The organism is Polynucleobacter sp. MWH-Svant-W18 (assembly GCF_018687495.1).
GTDB lineage: Bacteria > Pseudomonadota > Gammaproteobacteria > Burkholderiales > Burkholderiaceae > Polynucleobacter.
Genome location: NZ_CP061293.1, coordinates 1541906 through 1559351, shown reverse-complemented (window position 1 = coordinate 1559351; position 17446 = coordinate 1541906). Strand labels below are relative to the sequence as shown.

General features: G+C 46.0%; 15 protein-coding genes. 4 read left to right on the top strand and 11 right to left on the bottom strand.

Annotation, left to right across the window (positions count from 1 at the left end):
* Positions 1-13: 13 nt before the first annotated feature.
* From purH to C2757_RS07805, 7 genes are all read right to left on the bottom strand, one after another.
* The gene (gene purH / locus C2757_RS07835; RefSeq protein WP_215374066.1) at positions 14-1594 is read right to left on the bottom strand and encodes a bifunctional phosphoribosylaminoimidazolecarboxamide formyltransferase/IMP cyclohydrolase; all 1581 of its coding nucleotides are present in this window, start codon (positions 1592-1594) and stop codon (positions 14-16) included.
* Positions 1595-1642: 48 nt separating this feature from the next.
* A complete protein-coding gene (locus tag C2757_RS07830; protein ID WP_215374063.1) occupies positions 1643-1882 on the bottom strand; it encodes a helix-turn-helix domain-containing protein in 240 nt (79 codons plus the stop codon).
* Positions 1883-1923: 41 nt separating this feature from the next.
* Positions 1924-2940: a tRNA dihydrouridine synthase DusB gene (dusB, locus tag C2757_RS07825; RefSeq protein WP_215374060.1), complete on the bottom strand. Its 1017-nt coding sequence runs from the start codon at positions 2938-2940 to the stop codon at positions 1924-1926.
* A gap of 140 nt (positions 2941-3080) precedes the next feature.
* Entirely contained in the window at positions 3081-4238 is a 1158-nt protein-coding gene (locus C2757_RS07820) for an FAD-dependent monooxygenase (protein WP_215374057.1), read from the bottom strand.
* A gap of 3 nt (positions 4239-4241) precedes the next feature.
* Positions 4242-5609 (bottom strand): aminopeptidase P N-terminal domain-containing protein, encoded by a 1368-nt coding sequence (locus C2757_RS07815; RefSeq protein ID WP_251366736.1) that lies wholly within the window; start codon positions 5607-5609, stop codon positions 4242-4244.
* A complete protein-coding gene (murU, locus tag C2757_RS07810; protein WP_215374051.1) occupies positions 5602-6318 on the bottom strand; it encodes an N-acetylmuramate alpha-1-phosphate uridylyltransferase MurU in 717 nt (238 codons plus the stop codon). The genes C2757_RS07815 and murU overlap by 8 nt, the downstream gene beginning before the upstream one ends.
* Positions 6319-6328: 10 nt before the next feature.
* A complete protein-coding gene (locus tag C2757_RS07805) occupies positions 6329-7330 on the bottom strand; it encodes an aminoglycoside phosphotransferase family protein (protein ID WP_215374048.1) in 1002 nt (333 codons plus the stop codon).
* A gap of 168 nt (positions 7331-7498) precedes the next feature.
* Here C2757_RS07805 and C2757_RS07800 point away from each other — a divergent pair, with 168 nt between their 5' ends.
* The 4 genes from C2757_RS07800 to rsmA are packed head-to-tail and all read left to right on the top strand — an operon-like array spanning position 7499 to position 13099.
* Positions 7499-9883 (top strand): LPS-assembly protein LptD, encoded by a 2385-nt coding sequence (locus tag C2757_RS07800; protein ID WP_251366734.1) that lies wholly within the window; start codon positions 7499-7501, stop codon positions 9881-9883.
* Positions 9880-11337 carry a peptidylprolyl isomerase gene (locus C2757_RS07795; protein ID WP_371817017.1) on the top strand — a complete coding sequence of 486 codons (1458 nt, stop codon included), beginning with the start codon at positions 9880-9882 and terminating at the stop codon, positions 11335-11337. Before C2757_RS07800 ends, C2757_RS07795 begins: the two co-directional genes overlap by 4 nt.
* Entirely contained in the window at positions 11309-12319 is a 1011-nt protein-coding gene (gene pdxA / locus C2757_RS07790; protein ID WP_215377037.1) for a 4-hydroxythreonine-4-phosphate dehydrogenase PdxA, read from the top strand. The genes C2757_RS07795 and pdxA overlap by 29 nt, the downstream gene beginning before the upstream one ends.
* Positions 12320-12322: 3 nt before the next feature.
* The gene (gene rsmA, locus C2757_RS07785; RefSeq protein ID WP_215374043.1) at positions 12323-13099 is read left to right on the top strand and encodes a 16S rRNA (adenine(1518)-N(6)/adenine(1519)-N(6))-dimethyltransferase RsmA; all 777 of its coding nucleotides are present in this window, start codon (positions 12323-12325) and stop codon (positions 13097-13099) included.
* A 5-nt stretch (positions 13100-13104) separates the two neighbouring features.
* Here the strand turns inward: rsmA and C2757_RS07780 are convergent, their stop codons facing one another.
* Genes C2757_RS07780 through glyQ form a run of 4 tightly spaced genes read right to left on the bottom strand, consistent with a single transcriptional unit; the run spans position 13105 to position 17432 of the window.
* Entirely contained in the window at positions 13105-13839 is a 735-nt protein-coding gene (locus C2757_RS07780) for a 1-acyl-sn-glycerol-3-phosphate acyltransferase (protein WP_215374040.1), read from the bottom strand.
* Positions 13840-13846: 7 nt separating this feature from the next.
* Positions 13847-14419, bottom strand: a complete 573-nt coding sequence (gmhB, locus tag C2757_RS07775; RefSeq protein WP_215374038.1) for a D-glycero-beta-D-manno-heptose 1,7-bisphosphate 7-phosphatase — start codon at positions 14417-14419, stop codon at positions 13847-13849.
* Positions 14416-16554 (bottom strand): glycine--tRNA ligase subunit beta, encoded by a 2139-nt coding sequence (gene glyS, locus C2757_RS07770; RefSeq protein WP_215374036.1) that lies wholly within the window; start codon positions 16552-16554, stop codon positions 14416-14418. Before glyS ends, gmhB begins: the two co-directional genes overlap by 4 nt.
* On the bottom strand, positions 16551-17432 hold the full coding sequence (gene glyQ, locus C2757_RS07765) for a glycine--tRNA ligase subunit alpha (RefSeq protein ID WP_215374034.1): 882 nt from the start codon (positions 17430-17432) through the stop codon (positions 16551-16553). Before glyQ ends, glyS begins: the two co-directional genes overlap by 4 nt.
* Positions 17433-17446 lie beyond the last annotated feature (14 nt).

Below are 17446 nucleotides of genomic sequence, written 5' to 3'. Positions count from 1 at the left end.
TATATCTTTACGCTTAATGACGGAAGTGACGTGTGCCAGTAAAGATCATGGCAATACCGTGTTCATTTGCTGCCGCAATGATTTCATCATCACGCATGCTGCCACCTGGCTGAATTGCACAACTTGCACCACCATGTACAACTACATCTAAGCCATCCCGAAATGGGAAAAAGGCATCGCTAGCAACAGCTGAACCCTGTAGGCTTAATCCAGCATTCTCAGCTTTAATACTAGCCATCCGAGCGGAGTCGACGCGGCTCATTTGACCAGCGCCGATACCCAGAGTCATGCCATTGGCGCAATACACAATTGCATTAGATTTCACGAACTTGGCGACCCGCCATGCAAATAGCATATCGTTCATCTCGCTAGGTGTCGGCTGTCTTTGGCTGACAACCCGCATTTCACTTGGTAAAACATTTTTCGCATCAGGTGACTGCACTAGTAGACCACCACCGACGCGTTTGAAATCAAATGCATTAAAAGCATCCCCCAATGGAATCTCTAAGAGGCGCACATTTTGTTTAGCGGCAAAAATTGCCTTCGCTTCTACACTAAAGCTAGGTGCAATGAGGACTTCAACAAATTGCTTGGAGATCGCTTCAGCAGCAGGGCCATCACAAGGAACATTGAGCGCAATAATTCCACCAAAAGCAGAACTAGGATCAGTTTTAAAGGCTTTTTGATAGGCCTCTAGTGCGCTAGCACCAACAGCTACGCCGCAAGGGTTGGCATGCTTAATGATGACGCAGGCTGCAGCCCCACCAACATTTCCAGTAAAACTTTTGACGCATTCCCAGGCAGAGTCTGCATCAGCGATGTTGTTGTAAGACAATTCCTTACCTTGCAATTGCGTGTAATTCGCAAGTGCTCCAGCGACAGGGAAAATATCCTTATAGAAAGCGGCCGATTGATGCGGGTTCTCACCATAGCGCATCTCCTGGACTTTTTCAAAGGCAAGGTGGAGCGTCTCTGGATAGGCGGAGCGGGATTTGTGATCAAGGTCATCGCCTAGGGCGGAGAGGTAGTTGGCAATTGCCCCATCGTATTGAGCGGTATGGGCAAACACTTTTTTAGCTAAAGCTAAATTGGTTTTATAAGACACCACATTCTGATTGGCTTTCATTTCTGCTAATACGGGGGCGTAATCTTCAGGAGAAATTAATACCGTCACGTCTTGATGGTTCTTTGCAGCAGCGCGGAGCATGGCAGGGCCACCAATATCAATGTTTTCAACGGCATTTTCGAAGGAGCAACTTTCCTTAGCAACGGTTTGATTAAATGGGTAAAGGTTGATTACCAGCATATCGATCGTGTCGATGCCATGCTCTTTCAGAGCTGCCATATGCTCAGGAAAGTCTCTGCGCGCCAATAAGCCCCCATGCACCATGGGATGCAGAGTCTTCACTCGACCATCGAGCATTTCTGGAAACTTGGTTAATGAAGACACTTCAACCACTGGTAGATTGTTCTCCGCTAGAAGCTTTGCAGTGCCGCCAGTAGAAATAAGCCGAATGCCTTGCTCATGCAGGGCTTTGGCAAAAGGGACGATGCCATTTTTATCAGAAACGGAGAGTAGGGCTGTACGGATCATATTGTTGAGAGATCTTTTTAAATAAATGGATTGCTGGTTCGCTTTAAATTATTTCAGCAGCTGGTGTTCGACTAACTTTTTGTGCAAGGTATTGCGGTTAATCCCCAGATATTGCGCGGCTAAGGATTGATTTTGTTTAGCATGCTGCATGACGAGTTGTAACATCGGTTTTTCTACTGCTGCTAAAACCATGCCATAGATACCGCTTGGCGGCGTACCTTTAAGGTCTTCTAAATAACGCTGTAATTGCGTTTCAATACATTCGGTAATGGGATGTCTATAGGTCATAAATAATGGCAGTGCTAAAAACGAAAATAACTTAGCATGAACTAAGCTGCTTCTAAAAAAAGTAGGCGGTCAGAATGTGATCTCATCTCATCAAAGTAATCATTGACCATCTGTAATTGGGTTTTGCAATCGTCGGCAGTATTCATGCGCTGACGAAAAGCATGAGAATCTCTTAAACCTTTGCAATACCAGCCAATATGCTTACGGGCTGTTCGCAGGCCAATGTGCTCGCCATAGAACTCATAGTGATCGAGTAGGTGGGCATTCATAATGCCTTGAATCTCATTAATCTCTGGGTTTGGCATTTTGCAGCCAGTAGTGAGGTAGTGGTTAATCTCGCGAAAGATCCAAGGACGACCTTGAGCTGCGCGGCCAATCATGATGGCATCAGCACCAGTGGTTTTTAAAACCAGTTCTGCTTTTTCAGGAGTGTTGATATCGCCGTTGGCTACTACAGGAATTCTCACACTATTTTTTACAGCAGTAATCGTTTCATATTCCGCTTCTCCATGGTACAGATCAGCGCGTGTGCGGCCATGCACGGTTAGCATAGAGATACCAGATTTTTCCGCAAGCTTTGCAATTTCAATTGCGTTTTTATGTTCACGATCCCAGCCAGTTCGAATTTTTAGTGTGACTGGCACTGCATCGGGGCCGATGCCTACGGCATTGACTACAGCCTCTAAAATGTGTTGCACTAGGGGCTCGTCACGAAGTAATGCTGAACCCGCGGCGACGTTACAAACTTTTTTAGCCGGGCAACCCATATTGATGTCAATAATTTGTGCGCCGTGTTCCACATTGATTTTTGCCGCTGCCGCCATCATCGCCGGATCAGCGCCTGCAATTTGCACTGCTATTGGTTTGAATTCACCCACATGATTTGCTCGACGTTGCGTTTTTTCACTTTTCCAAAGCAGTGCATTAGAGGCGACCATTTCAGAAACTGCATAGCCTGCACCCAATGTTTTGCATAGCTGCCTAAATGGTCGGTCAGTGACTCCAGCCATAGGGGCTACAAATAGTCTATTTGCGAGGAGATGAGAGCCAATCTTCATTTATTGGGGTTATAGCCAGGAGTGAGTGCGGAAAGCATGACACTTTAGCACAAATAGGCCTAAATCTGCCTATTTTTTAGGCAGGTTGCAGTATCTAAGGAGGGCGCTAGAGGCTGGAGTTTGGAAGCGATTGGAGCGTCTTAGCGCCTGCCAAACATCATCTGGCGAGCTAAGGCTGTTTTCACCGGGGGAAGCCACTGAAGGGCTGATAAAGCCAATCCGCGGGCAAGCACAATTGGGATGAGATTTGAAGTGAACACTCTGGCCATAAAGTCTGTCAGGCCAATCGTGGTTGTTCTATCTGCTTTGCGGCTCTGGGCGTAACCTTCTAATGCATCTTGGATGGCAAGCAGAGTTTGATTTCCTGTCGATCCTGAAAATACCCCAACTAATTTTTCAGCGAGCAAGTAAGCATCGCGTAATCCTAAATTCAGCCCTTGCCCTGCGACTGGGTGTAAAGCTTGCGCAGCATTGCCAATCCAAACCTCATTTCCATGGGTAATCTCTTTGCGATAGTTCAAGCCGAGTTCATATAGGCGACGATCTTGAATTTTAATAAAGCGCCCAATACGAGAGCCAAATTCATTTTGTAAGGAGATTAGAAAATCTGCATCACTTAATTGCAGGCGACGCTGTGAAGATTCGGGAGATCCGCACCATACAAGATTTAAAGTATTGGGTCCGTAGTGACTTGGTAAAACTGCTAAGGGGCCTTCAGCGGTAAAGCGCTCCCAGGCTGTATGGGGGGCGGCACTCTCGACCTCTACTAAACCCACTAAGGCAGATTGCCCATAGTCTCGACCGGCCTCAACCCAATCCTGCTTTTTAAATAAACCACCCTCTGCATGCACAACGCACTTAGCGGGAATTGAATTAGCCACATCATTGCCATCAATATGTTGCCAAACAAAATTGGGGCTGTTTGCTTGAATTTTTCTGAGTGCTTGGCGTAAGGTGATGTGAATGTCACGGTAGCGAATAATATGACCTAAAGCATCTTGCTTGAGTTCTTCTCGTGTCATTAGTGCACGCCCAAAGCGACTGGCTTGCGATACATGTACTCGGTGAATGTCGGCGCATTCTTGAGGCCAAGCATGGATCGTATCTAATAAGAGTTTGCTGCCATGGGATAGGGCTATCCCCCTACTATCAGCGCTTGCAAGATCAGCATCATTTTCTGGGTTGCGATCTAGGAGGGTGAGATGCGCCCCTGGAAATTTTTGTAAAGTCCAAGCAGCACAAGCAAGCCCAACTGGGCCGCCTCCATGAATCAAGATATCGCAAGATTGAGAACGCATGATTTATTGGTTTTTCATGAGTGCTTCTATCTCATCTGCCTTAACTGGAGCACCTCGAGAAATTAATTCACAGCCGGTGTTGTTGATAACGGCATCATCTTCAATCCGAATGCCAATATTCCAAAAGGCTTCATCAACATCTGCTGCAGGTCTCACATAGAGTCCTGGCTCAATTGTGATGACCATACCGCTTTGCAAGATGCGCCAAGGTTTATCTTCGGCAGCATTAGTTTGAGTTACCTCGCGATAGGAGCCAACATCATGGACATCCATTCCCAACCAGTGAGATGTCCGATGCATATAGAAACGACGATAGGCACCGGTCTCGATTGCGTTTTCAAGCGAACCCAACTCAGAGAGTTTGAGTAATTTTTCATCAAGCAAACCCTGTGTCAGCACGCGAAGAGCTGCTTCATGAGGCTGCATAAAGCTATTTCCTGGCTTTGTCACGGCAATCGCAGCTTCTTGAGCGGCTAGGGTAATGTCGTAAAGAGATCGTTGTGGCCCAGTAAATTTTCCATTCACCGGAAAAGTGCGGGTGATATCAGAAGCATAGCTGTCTAATTCGCAACCAGCATCAATCAGACATAGTTCACCACTGCGTAATTCAGTGTTCCCAGCACGGTAGTGCAAGATGCAAGAGTTTACTCCCCCAGCCACGATACTGTTGTAGGCAACGCTCTGTGCACCACTGTTGCGGAACTCATGCAGCAATTCTGCTTCCAGTTGGTACTCGCGCATTCCGGGTTTGCAAACTTGCATTGCGCGGATATGGGCGCGGGCTGAGATAGCCGCAGCGCGACGCATAGTATCTAGCTCATGTACATCTTTAAATAAGCGCATCTCATGAATCAGGGCTTCAACATCATGCAACTCGGATGGTGGATTGACGCCAGCGCGTGCTTTACCACGGACTTCTTTCATCCAATGGCGTAAGCGTCGATCTGCTTCGGCACTTTCAGAAAGTCGGACATAAATTGCTTTTTGATCAGCCAGAAGTTCGCTGAGCTTTTGATCTAAAGCGTGATTGCTATGAGCAAATTCAATTCTAAGTGCTTCAGGTGCAGCTTCTGGCCCAAGACGAATGCCATCCCAAATTTCTCGCTCTGGATCTTTGGGTCGACAAAATAAATGCGATTGAAGTTCGTAACTCTTTCCGCTATTGCTAACTTGCATGACTAAAGTTGCCCCTGGCTCTTCAAATCCCGTTAGGTAGAAGAAATCACTGTCATGGCGGTAAGGAAATTCACTATCGCGATTGCGACTTACTTCTGGTGCAGTGGAGATGATTGCAATACCACCACCGCTTTTACTGAAGATGTGTTTTGCTAATGCGTTTCTGCGGTCTTGATAGATAGTTGTTTTATTCATAAGCTGCATTTAGCTCTTGCAAGCGTTGCGGAGTTCCTACATCGTGCCATGGACCAGAATATTTTTCACCAGTGACCTTATTTTGCGTCATCGCCTCTCGCAAAAGGGGGGCTAGTTTGGCGGGAGCCCCGATTTGCAGGTCTTTAAAGAGATCCTTGTGATAGATGCCAATCCCTGAAAACGTCAACTTTTCAGAGTCTGGAGACTCTTCACTGCTAACCTTGCTTCCATAGAGATAAAAATCTCCATGAGGATGTTGAGCGGGATTTGGAACCATCAACAGGTGTGCCAATGGTTTAGTGGGATCAATACGAAGTTTATTGGCGGTCTCGATAAGCTTATTCATTGGTAGGCCGGGGGTAAATACATCACCATTCATGACTAAAAAGTAATCCTGGGCATTCATGAGGGCTAGTGCTTTGACTATTCCGCCGGCGGTTTCTAGAGCGGTACCTTCTGGCGAGTATTGAATATTTAAATTGAACTCGCGACCATCTTTCAGTGCGGCTTCTATTTTTTCGCCAAGCCATGCATGATTAATGACGACCTCTTTGAATTGTGCGTTGGCGAGTGCTTCAAGATGCCACGCCAACAAGGATTTATTGTTGATGGTGAGTAAAGGTTTTGGTAAATGATCTGTGAGCGGTCGCATCCGCTCCCCCCTGCCAGCGGCAAGCAAAAAACAAGGAAGAGGATTGATCTTGCGCATTCGAATTTACTTAGGGCTTATTTTCGCGAGTGGATTCCAAAATGCGCGCTAGGGGCTTTAACTCGATATAGCGGTTGGCAGTCGTAATCGCGTACTCTAATACCAATGGGATGTCTTTGAGATAGCCGTCTTTGCCGTCCCGGTGAAAGAGCCTAGCAAAGATGCCCAGAATCTTGAGGTGGCGCTGTAATCCCATCCACTCAAAATCGCGATAGAACTCACCAAAATCATTTGGCATGGGGAGTCCAGCTCTCCGACCTTCTTCCCAAAATTTGATAACCCAGTCAATAACGCGTTCTTCTGGCCAAGCGATATAAGCATCACGCCATAGGGAGGATGCATCGTAGGTAATGGGACCATACACGGCATCCTGAAAATCAATCACCCCAGGATTATTTTTAGTGGTCACCATTAAATTGCGTGAATGGTAATCGCGATGTACATATACCTTGGCTTGCGCTAAATTATTAGCAATGATGAGCGCAAAGGATTGCTTGATTTGATTTTCTTGTAATGTGCTTAATTCGATATCGAGATGTTTGCGTAAATACCATTCTGGAAATAAATCCAATTCACGCTGTAACAAGGCCTTATCGTAGTCTGGCAATACGCCAGGCTTGCTTGCTATTTGCATTTGCACTAAAGCATGTGTGGCATCTTTGTATAGGTGATCAGCTGTTGCATTATTGAGTTCTGCAAGATAAGTTTTGCTGCCGAGATCATTTAATAAAAGGAAGCCATCAACAATGTTCTGTTCCAAGATTTTTGGCACATTTAATCCCGCATCTGAGAGCAATAAATCCACCTGAATGAAGGTATCTAAGGGCTCGTGTTGAGGTGGCGCATCCATCACGATCAAAGTCTCAAAACCAGGTTTTTGGGACTCTATTCGGAAATACCTCCGAAAGCTCGCATCTGCAGAGGCTGGGGTCAGGGAGTCTAGATCTAATTGCCAGTTAGGCTGGAGGGCTTTTAGCCAGGCGTGAAGGGTGTTTAAGCGAGCGTCAGTCATGGTCGATTCGTATAATAAGGCTGGTCTGGATCCATGAGTCATTATCGCCGTTGCGCCGGCCGTTGCGCCCCTCTTTTTTTGGCTATAACCCCGCGAGTAATGACGGGGGTGGTATTGCTTCAATTCGCGCTCCCGATTTATGCCCAGGCACCCTCTCCACTGCCTCCTGTGACACAGCTAAATACGAATACTGTGCTCATACCAGATCGCGGTAATGTCACTGTTTTGAAGTTGGACGACCAACTACGAGTTGGCAAGCCAATCGAGGATGGAAAGGCATTGACTTTTACTTCAAGTGACACGATCGATGGTGTGGTGAATCGCGATATGCACTTAAAGAGTCGGGCACAAATTCGTCGCAATGGAGCGGCGTTAAAGGCGGACGAAATCACTTACAACCCAGATACGGATATTGCTGACTTAATTGGAAATGCTGAACTATCAAAAGGCAATGTCACATTTAAGGGTCCAGCAGGTCAATTCAAGGTAGATGCTCGAGAAGGTGCAATGGAGACGCCATCATATGAGTTGCGCGATAACCGTGCTAGTGGCTCTGCTAAAAAGTTAACTATTGCTGGCCCAGATATATTTGTATTTGATAAAGCTACCTATACCACTTGCACTCCAGAAAATATGGATTGGTATTTCACAGCCAGCACTTTGGAAATTGACAATGAGCAGAAAGAGATGGTTGGTACGCATGGCGTCATGCGTTTCTTTGATGTACCGATTGCTTATGTCCCATACTTCACTGCCCCCACTGGCGGGCAGCGTCGTTCGGGTTTATTGGCTCCAGTGGTCGGATATAACTCAAACAATGGCTTAGATATTACGCAGCCCTACTACGTCAATATCGCCCCCAACCGTGATTTGCTTTTGTTGCCCCGAGAAATGAATCATCGTGGTTTTATGTTGGGTGCGCAGTATCGTTTTTTAGATACCCAATACTCTGGAACTTTAGCTGGTGATTATTTGCCATACGATAAACAAACTGGTACAAATCGGTGGAAGTACGACTGGCAGCAAAGACAAGTTTTTGCTGGAGGGGTTGGTCCTGGAGGTGCCCCGATGCCTGGATCATGGTCGGGTTACGTCAATATGGCTCGTGTCTCAGATAGTTTGTACCCAACCGATTTTTCTCAAAGTATTGCTGGGCAGATTACCAATCAATTTAGGCAAGAGGCAGGCACTAGTAAGCAGCTGACTGGTGAATTGAGCAATTGGGTGGTTGGCGCAAAGGTCGCTAACTTTCAAACCTTGCAGCCGGATCCAAATAATCTTGTGCAAGCGCCATACAACGTAATGCCCAACATCACTGCTGCATACAATGGCCAGTTGACTCCTACTGTATCGGATGCAAGCGGTAAGTACTTAGCATTACCTACTGGGCCAAAAACCACTTTTTCTACCGATTACACTCGATTTGCTTATGCTTTAGGTAGCAACTTTAATGCCCCTGTACCTGGCGCATACACTCAGGCTGACAGAACCGTGGTTAAAGGCGCACTTTCGCTTCCACAAATTACTCCTGGCTACTACATCACGCCTACGATTAGCTTTCAGTCAAACACTTATAACGCAACTGCCTACACGCCTGGCACCCCAAACGCTCAGGGATTTACCATTCCAACCTTTACATTGGATTCTGGTTTAGCGTTTGAGAGAGATGCTTCAGAGCTCAAAGGTTTTTTTGGGCGTGATATGTTCCTCACAATGGAGCCGCGCGCTTTTTATGCTTACACCCCTTATCAAAGTCAAGCAAACACACCATTGTTTGATACTGCTGATGCAGGCTTTGGCGTATCTCAGATTTTTACCGCAAATACGTTTATTGGTAACGACCGTATCTCAGACGTTAATGCTGCAACAGTTGGCCTTACTAGTCGAATGATTGAGGCTAATACGGGCGCTGAGCGAGCCAATGTTACGCTGGCACAAAAGCAGCAATTTACAGGTCAAAAAGTTGGTCTAAATGGAAATATTGCTAACCCCACTACCTATTCAGATACTCTGGGTTCTGCATCGGTGCGTCTATTGGGTAACTTCAGTGCAGATATGTTTGGTCAGTACAACACCCAGTTAAATCGCTTTGTCCAGACAACCGTGGGTGCTAGCTGGAGACCAACTCCTGGCCGAAGTCTAAACTTTGGTTATCGTAATGTCTGGTCACCTCCAATTCAAGCTTCTACACAAAACAATCAAACAGCGACTCCAGGTGCAACAACTACTGATCAATACAATGTCTCAGGTCAATGGCCTCTTACACGCGAAGTCTCTGTTTTGGGACGCTGGGGTTACGATGCTTTAACCATTAAAACTTTGAACACGTTGGTTGGATTAGAGTGGACTAGAGACTGTTGGACCTTTCGTGGAGCATATTCTCAGGCCGTTAATACTTCTTTGATTACCACCACCCAGGTCCTGTTCCAGATAGAATTTAGGGGCTTTGCTAGCGCTGGTAGTAATCCAGTTGATATCATGAGGCTAAATGTTCCAGGATATATGCCTACCTCTAAGCCTATACCACCCTCCATATATGAGAATTATCAATGATGCTTTGTAGGAGTTTTTTAAAACAGAGTTTGTCTGCCATCCTTTTTGGGATGATCTTATTCGTTGTGGGAGTTGCATCCGCTCAAGACTCATCACATAGTTCTACTGCTTCAGATAGAAAGATTCGCAATATTGATGGCGTTGCTGCAGTTGTCAATACTGGGTATGTCACTCGTAAGGAGATTGATGATCGAATTGTAAGTCTTCAAAAGCAAGGCGTGAAGTTGCCTGAAGGTCAAAATCTACGAAAACTAATTTTAGATCGCTTAATTATTGAAAAAATTCAATTGCAAAATGCCGAACAAGAGGGTATCGGAGTGACCAATAAAGAATTGGACAAAATTATTGGAGATATCGCCGGCAGAAATAAAATGACGTATGCTGAGTTCAAGGCAAAAATCATTGCTACGGGTATGTCGTTTGATCGCTATAAAGACACTCTCCGCGATGATGTAGTTGTCAGTCGCTATCGTGAGCGTTCAGTAGAATCAAAGATCAAAATCTCTGATGCAGAGATTGATAATTTTATTACTGATCGTCAACGTGCAATGCAAGGTAATGGCGCTCCACGATCAGCCCCTCCAGTTAAGGGTGCACCTGAAGAGATTGATGTAGCGCAAATTTTTATTCCGGTTGATCCCTCTGCTGGCGCTGGGGCTCAGGCTGATGCTAAGAAGCAGGCTGAAATTTTATTGCGAGACGCTAGAGGTGATGTCGACTTCTTGCAACTCGGTGCAGCAGCAGCAAAAGAGAATCCGAAAATTAAATTTCAGGATTTGGGTTACCGAGCCCCTGATCGCTTACCGCAATTATTTTATGAAGCCGTTAGAAATACCGGCGGTGGTCAGGTAGTCAATACAGTGGTTAAAAGTCCTGCGGGATATCATGTGCTCAAGGTGATTGATCGGCGTGCCATGAACGCTGCCGCACCTGCACAGCAACAGGCTGCAGCATCAGAGACCCCATCAACCCCTCAAAATATTCCAATCACGCAAACCCTAGCACGCCATATTTTGTTAAAAAATAGGCCTGGTTTATCGGATCAAGATGCGGAAAGACGCTTGCAGGGCTATCGTGATCAAGTGCGCGCCAAAACTGCTGATTTTGGTGAGTTGGCTAAAAAATATTCCGAGGATGGCTCAGCTGCTAATGGCGGAAATTTGGGCTGGATGGGGCCTGGAGATTTAGTCCCAGAATTTGAGCAAGCAATGAATCGATTGCAAATTGGCGAAGTTAGTAATCCAGTCAAATCCGAATTTGGTTGGCACTTGATTCAAGTACTCGAGCGTCGAGATGCGCAATTAACTGTTGAGAAGCAGCGAGAATTCGCGCGCGCGGCGATTCGCGAAAGAAAATTTGAGCAAGCCTATCAGGATTGGCTGCGTGAATTGCGTGACACAGCAACGGTCAAAATCCTGAATGTTGATGATGCAGCAAGCTCAGCCCCTCGTTAATCTGGTAATTACTACCGGCGAACCAGCTGGGGTTGGTCCTGAGGTTTCCATGGCTGCCGCCCAAGACTTTTTGGCAGAACAACCGAATGCACGCATTACTCTTTTGGGTGACCCAGATTTACTAAGGGTTGACTCAGAAATTGATCCAAGTATATTCAAACGCCTTACGGTTGACCCTGTTCCCTTAGTTGCTCCTTCAGCGCTGGGGCTCTTAAATTCTTCTAATGCTCCATACGTTCTCAGCATGCTTGATCAAGCTATAGATGCTTGCTTACAGGGGCGCTATGACGCAATGGTCACAGCGCCAATTCAAAAGAGCGTCATCAATGATGCTGGCATTTCTTTTACTGGCCATACAGAATATTTGGCACAGCATTGCAATACGCAGCATGTTGTCATGATGCTATGCGCTCCACTAGCAAAGGGTTTTTTAGGAATCAAGAGTCCTAGAGACTTGCGAGTTGCTCTAGTAACTACTCATTTGCCCTTGAGGGATGTGCCAGCTGCGCTTACATATGACCTGATTTTGGAAACAATTCAGATAGTTGACCAAGATTTAAGAGCCAAATTTGGTATTTCTAAACCCAAGATTCGAGTTGCCGGTTTAAACCCGCATGCAGGAGAAGCAGGCTATTTGGGCACTGAAGAGATGGAGTGCATTACACCTGCAATTGAATCTGCTAATCAGCAGGGCATTGATGTCACAGGACCTTATCCTGGGGATACGATGTTTGATGCTGGGGCACTTGAGCAAGTAGATGCTTTTATTGCGATGTATCACGATCAAGGCCTAGCCCCCTTTAAGTTTGTAAGCTTTGGCGGGGGAGTAAATGTGACTCTAGGCCTACCAATTATTCGGACTTCGGTTGATCATGGCACCGCTTTAGACATCGCTGGAAAAGGAATTGCAGACTCCGGCAGCATGTTAGATGCTCTCCGCTTGGCATATACCTTAGCTTTAAATACCCGAAAGCTAAATTAAGGCATGCATCGCGCGCGAAAACGTTTTGGTCAAAACTTCTTGCAAGATGATGGCGTTATTTACTCCATTGTGGCCTTAATTAAGCCTGCCCCAGAAATGCATGTGATTGAGATTGGCCCCGGTCTTGGTGCTTTGACGAGGCCTTTACTGAGAAACCTAGAGCAGCTTGATCTCTTGGAGATTGACCGCGACCTAGTTGCTTATTGGAATCAGCAAAATCTTGATGGCTTAAAAGTAATTGAAGGGGATGCTCTCCAATTTGATTTTTCAGAGTGGGCTAAAAATCGTACTGACAAAAAAGGACCATGTAAGGTAGTCGGTAATTTGCCCTACAACATTTCTTCTCCACTACTATTTCATCTTGTTGCCGCCGCAAATGATGTTGATGAGCAGATTTTTATGTTGCAAGCTGAGGTGGTGGAGCGAATGGTGGCCACAGCGGGTAGTTCTGAATTTAGTCGGTTATCAGTGATGATGCAGGCTCGCTACGATATGGAGCTTGTCTTGGAGGTTCCTCCCGAAGCATTTGATCCTCAGCCAAAAGTGAACTCGGCTGTAGTGCGCATGATTCCCCGCAAAGACTTTGATCTTAGTTCGACTCAATGGGGCACCTTAGAGCAGGTGGTGGCTGCAGCTTTTTCACAAAGAAGAAAAATGCTGCGAACCAATTTGCAGGCTTATGCTGAAAGATTGAAATTGACTGAGATTGAATTAAAGGCCAGAGCGCAAGATATTTCGGTTCAGCGCTATATTGAATGGGCTAAGATCTTAGCCGCTTAAATATTTTATTGGTAAGCGCTTGGATCAATGCGACGCATTTCAGCTTCGATCCAGCCTTCAACCTCTTGTTGCAACTGTTCACCAGATTTACCTTCGGAAGCAATAGCTGGGCCAATTGAGAAAATCACGGTACCAGGCTGTTTCAAAAAACTATTTTTAGGCCAGAAATTACCAGCATTATGTGCAATCGGAATAACTAAAGCACCAGTAGCACTTGCAAGGCGGGCGCCGCCTTTGCGGTATGGCTTTGTAGAGCCTCTGGGTGTTCTGGTGCCCTCTGGAAATAACATGATCCATTTACCTTCAGCTAATCGCTTGCGTCCCTGACTCGCAACTGAAAGTGCTGCAGTTTGTTTATTTGCTCTATCGATATGAATCATTTTGAGTAAAGCCAAAGCCCAGCCAAAGAAGGGAATCCAAAGTAATTCACGTTTGAAGACAAAACATAGCTGCTTTGGTAGTAAGGCAATGTAGGCGATTGTTTCATAAGCAGATTGATGTTTGCTCAAGATCACAATTGGTTGGTTGAGTACTGCAAGCATATTTTCCATGCCGCGAATTTCATAATGTATTCCGCAAAGATGCCAGAGCAGCCAAATCACCACCTTGTTCCAAAAGCCAATGAAGTTATAACGATGTTCTGGACTAAGGAAAGGGAAGGCCAGCATACATAACACTGACCAAATTGGAGTGAAGATGAGGAGAAAAAGAGCGAATAGTAGTGATCGAATAAAAGTCATCAGTTTTCTAAACCTTATCTTCGAGAAGTGAGTGTGCAAACGACAGCAAATCCGCATGAATTTGAGTGCCCTCAGGCAAATCCCCTTTGGCCAAAGTTTTCTCGCCCTTTCCGGTGAGAACGAGATGGGGGATCGCTCCTAGAGCTAAGCCGGCCTGAAGATCGCGCAATGAGTCCCCCACAATGGGCACCCCCAAAAGAGCTTGCGTACTATCGGTTTTTTTATAGCGTAGTGCGATCTCTTTCATGAGACCTGGCGCAGGTTTGCGGCAGTCACAACCATGCGCGTCTGTATGTGGGCAGAAGAAGATGCTATCAATATGACCGCCTAATGGCTGTAGCAATTTATCCATCTTGCTGTGCATGGCATGCAGGTCATTAATTGTGAAATAACCCCTTGATAAACCCGATTGATTGGTTGCCACAGCAATTTGGTAGCCTGCTTGATTCAGCAGTGCAATTGCCTCTAGGCTTCCTGGTATGGGAACCCACTCATCAATCGATTTCACATAATCATCACGGTCATCGTTGATCACGCCATCGCGATCAAGGATGATGAGTTTTGTGGAGCTAGTGCTCATGCCAATTTGCCGAGATCGGCAATGAGATTCATTTTCTGGTGAAGTTGTTGCAGGAGAGCTAGGCGGTTGTCGCGCAGTTCAGTATTGGGGTCCATCACCATTACATCGGCGAAGAACTGGTCAATGGGACCGCTTAAGGCAACCAGTGCTTTAAGGAGTTCAACGAATTGACGCTTCTCATAAGCAGTATTAAGTGCAGGGGTAATAGCTTCTAAAGTCTGATAGAGAGTTGCTTCGGCTGGTATTTGCAGTAACTTGCTAGAACAAGAAGCTGGAATAGGGGTATTCGTTTTCTTCAGAATATTGCTGATGCGTTTATTTGCTGCTGCTAGCTGAGCAGATTCTGCCAGAGCATTAAATTCGCGTAGGGCAGTTAAGCGCTCAATAAGATCGTTGATTTGTGCGGGACCTTGGCTGAGGACGGCATCAATTTCAGCACTAGTAAAGGGTTTTCCTGCAACAGATTGATCGCGCAAGTAGGCACGCAAGCGCTCAATAATGAACTCATATATCGCTGCAGCATTTGCCTTTTCTTGAACATCTTTTTGTGGAAATTGACTACGAGATAATTCAATTAACTCTGGCAGGCTCAAGGAGAGATTTTTTTCCAAGAGCAGGCGGCAGATACCTAGAGCGTGGCGGCGTAAAGCGTAGGGATCTTTATCGCCAGTTGGAGCAAGGCCTACACCCCAGATGCCAACCAAGGTTTCAAGCTTATCAGCAATCGCTAAGATGGTGCCGGTAGGGGTTTGCGGTAATGTGTCGCCCGCAAAGCGAGGCATGTAATGTTCACTGCAAGCAGCGGCAACGTCACTGTGCTCTCCGTCATGAGTGGCGTAGTAACGACCCATAATGCCTTGCAGCTCTGGAAATTCACCGACCATGTCGGTTAGTAAGTCTGTTTTTGCAATTTCTGCAGCTCGGCTTGCAAGGGCTTCATCTGCAGAGAGTTTTTTTGCAACACCCACTGCGATTGCCTGAACACGTTTACTGCGCTCTAGCTGAGTACCTAACTGATTGTGATAAACCACTTTACCCAAATCAGCAACGCGTGATGCTAAAGGACGCTTTTGATCCTGCTGGAAGAAAAAGCGCGCATCTGAAAGGCGGGGCCGTACAACCCTTTCATTTCCAGAAATAATCGCATCAGGCTTAGCGGTTTCAATATTAGAAACAATCAAAAAGCGATTGCGCAACTTGCCATTTTGATCTGTCAGCGCAAAGTATTTTTGATTGGTCTGCATCGTGAGAATCAAGCACTCTTGTGGTACTTCTAAGAATTCTTGATCAAAGAGACATTCATAAACTACTGGCCACTCAACCAAAGCTGTTACTTCATCCAAGAGGCTGTCTGGCATTAAGACAAGATCACTGCCAGCAGCTTTTAAAAGAGCAGATTCAATTTGTGCCCTACGTTTGTTAAAGCTCGGAATAATTTTGGCTTTAGTTTGCAAATCATTTTCATATTGATCTGCTGAGGCAATGGTGAGATTTCCTGGGGCTAGGAAGCGGTGGCCTTCTGTAAGATTTCCAGCATAAATCCCTAGGCTATTAATATTGAGAATTTGGTCACCATGCAAAGCCAAGATTCGATGGGCTGGGCGAGCAAACTGAACATCGGCCAACTGCCCATCTTTTTGTAGCACTTGATAGTACATCATTTTGGCAATTGGTAATTTGCTGAGTGTTTGCTCAAGAGCTGTCTGTGCAGTTTGATTCAGTGCTGCACCAGGAGCAATGACGTTCAGATATAAAGCCTCGTTTTTTCCTTCGCCTGATTTCTCCAGGGTAGAGAGGTGAATATCACCATAACCAAGAGCACTCAATTTTTTGAGTAAAGGCGCTGTTGCTTGTCCTTGAGCATCGAAGGCGATGCTCGTTGGTAATAACTTCTCGCGCACAGGATAGTCTGGTGCCTGATTCAAAACATTGCTGATCTGTACTGCTAAGCGACGGGGTGTTGCAAAACTAGTAGCTTGCGAATCTGCTGTTGCCAAACCAGCAGCTTTTAAAGCGGAGAAGATGCCTTCACCGAATGCATCGCCTAAGCGGCGAAGTGATTTGGGCGGAAGCTCTTCTGTAAATACTTCAATCAACAGAGTGGCTAATTGAATCGGATTATTAGTAGTGCTCATATTGCTTGGCGTTGACACATTGGGAATCCCAGTTTTTCTCGAGATTCAAAGTAGGCTTGCGCTACTGAGCGTGACAGGTTGCGAATGCGACCAATATAGGCTGCACGCTCTGTAACAGAGATAGCGCCACGAGCATCAAGTAGATTGAAAGTATGCGCTGCTTTAAGAACCATCTCGTAGGCGGGTAAAGCCAATGGCACTTCCATGAGACGTTTTGCTTCACTCTCGAAATTTGTAAAGTTTGCAAATAGCAAATCCGTATTGGAGTGTTCGAAGTTATAGCAAGACTGTTCGACTTCATTTTGGTGATAAACATCACCATAGGTAATGCCATCAGCCCAAACTAGGTCATAAACATTTGAGCAGTTTTGAATGTACATCGCAAGACGCTCAATACCGTAGGTGATCTCACCAAGAACGGGCTTGCAGTCAAGACCGCCGACTTGCTGGAAATAGGTGAACTGCGTCACCTCCATGCCGTTTAACCAAACTTCCCAACCCAGCCCCCAGGCACCTAATGTCGGGTTCTCCCAGTCATCCTCCACAAAGCGCACATCATTCTCTTTTAGATCAAGACCCAAAGCTGCTAGAGAGCCAAGATACAGTTCCAGAATATTTTCTGGTGCAGGCTTTAGGACAACTTGATATTGATAGTAGTGCTGTAGTCGGTTGGGATTTTCTCCGTAGCGACCATCTTTCGGTCGACGCGAAGGTTGGACATAAGCAGCCTTCCAAGGCTCGGGACCAATCGCCCGCAGGAAGGTTGCAGTATGAGATGTCCCAGCGCCAACCTCAAGGTCGATAGGTTGCAACAGGGCGCAACCTTGTTGGTCCCAATAATCTTGTAGTTTGAGAATGATTTGCTGAAAAGTAAGCATGTTTAACCTGGCTA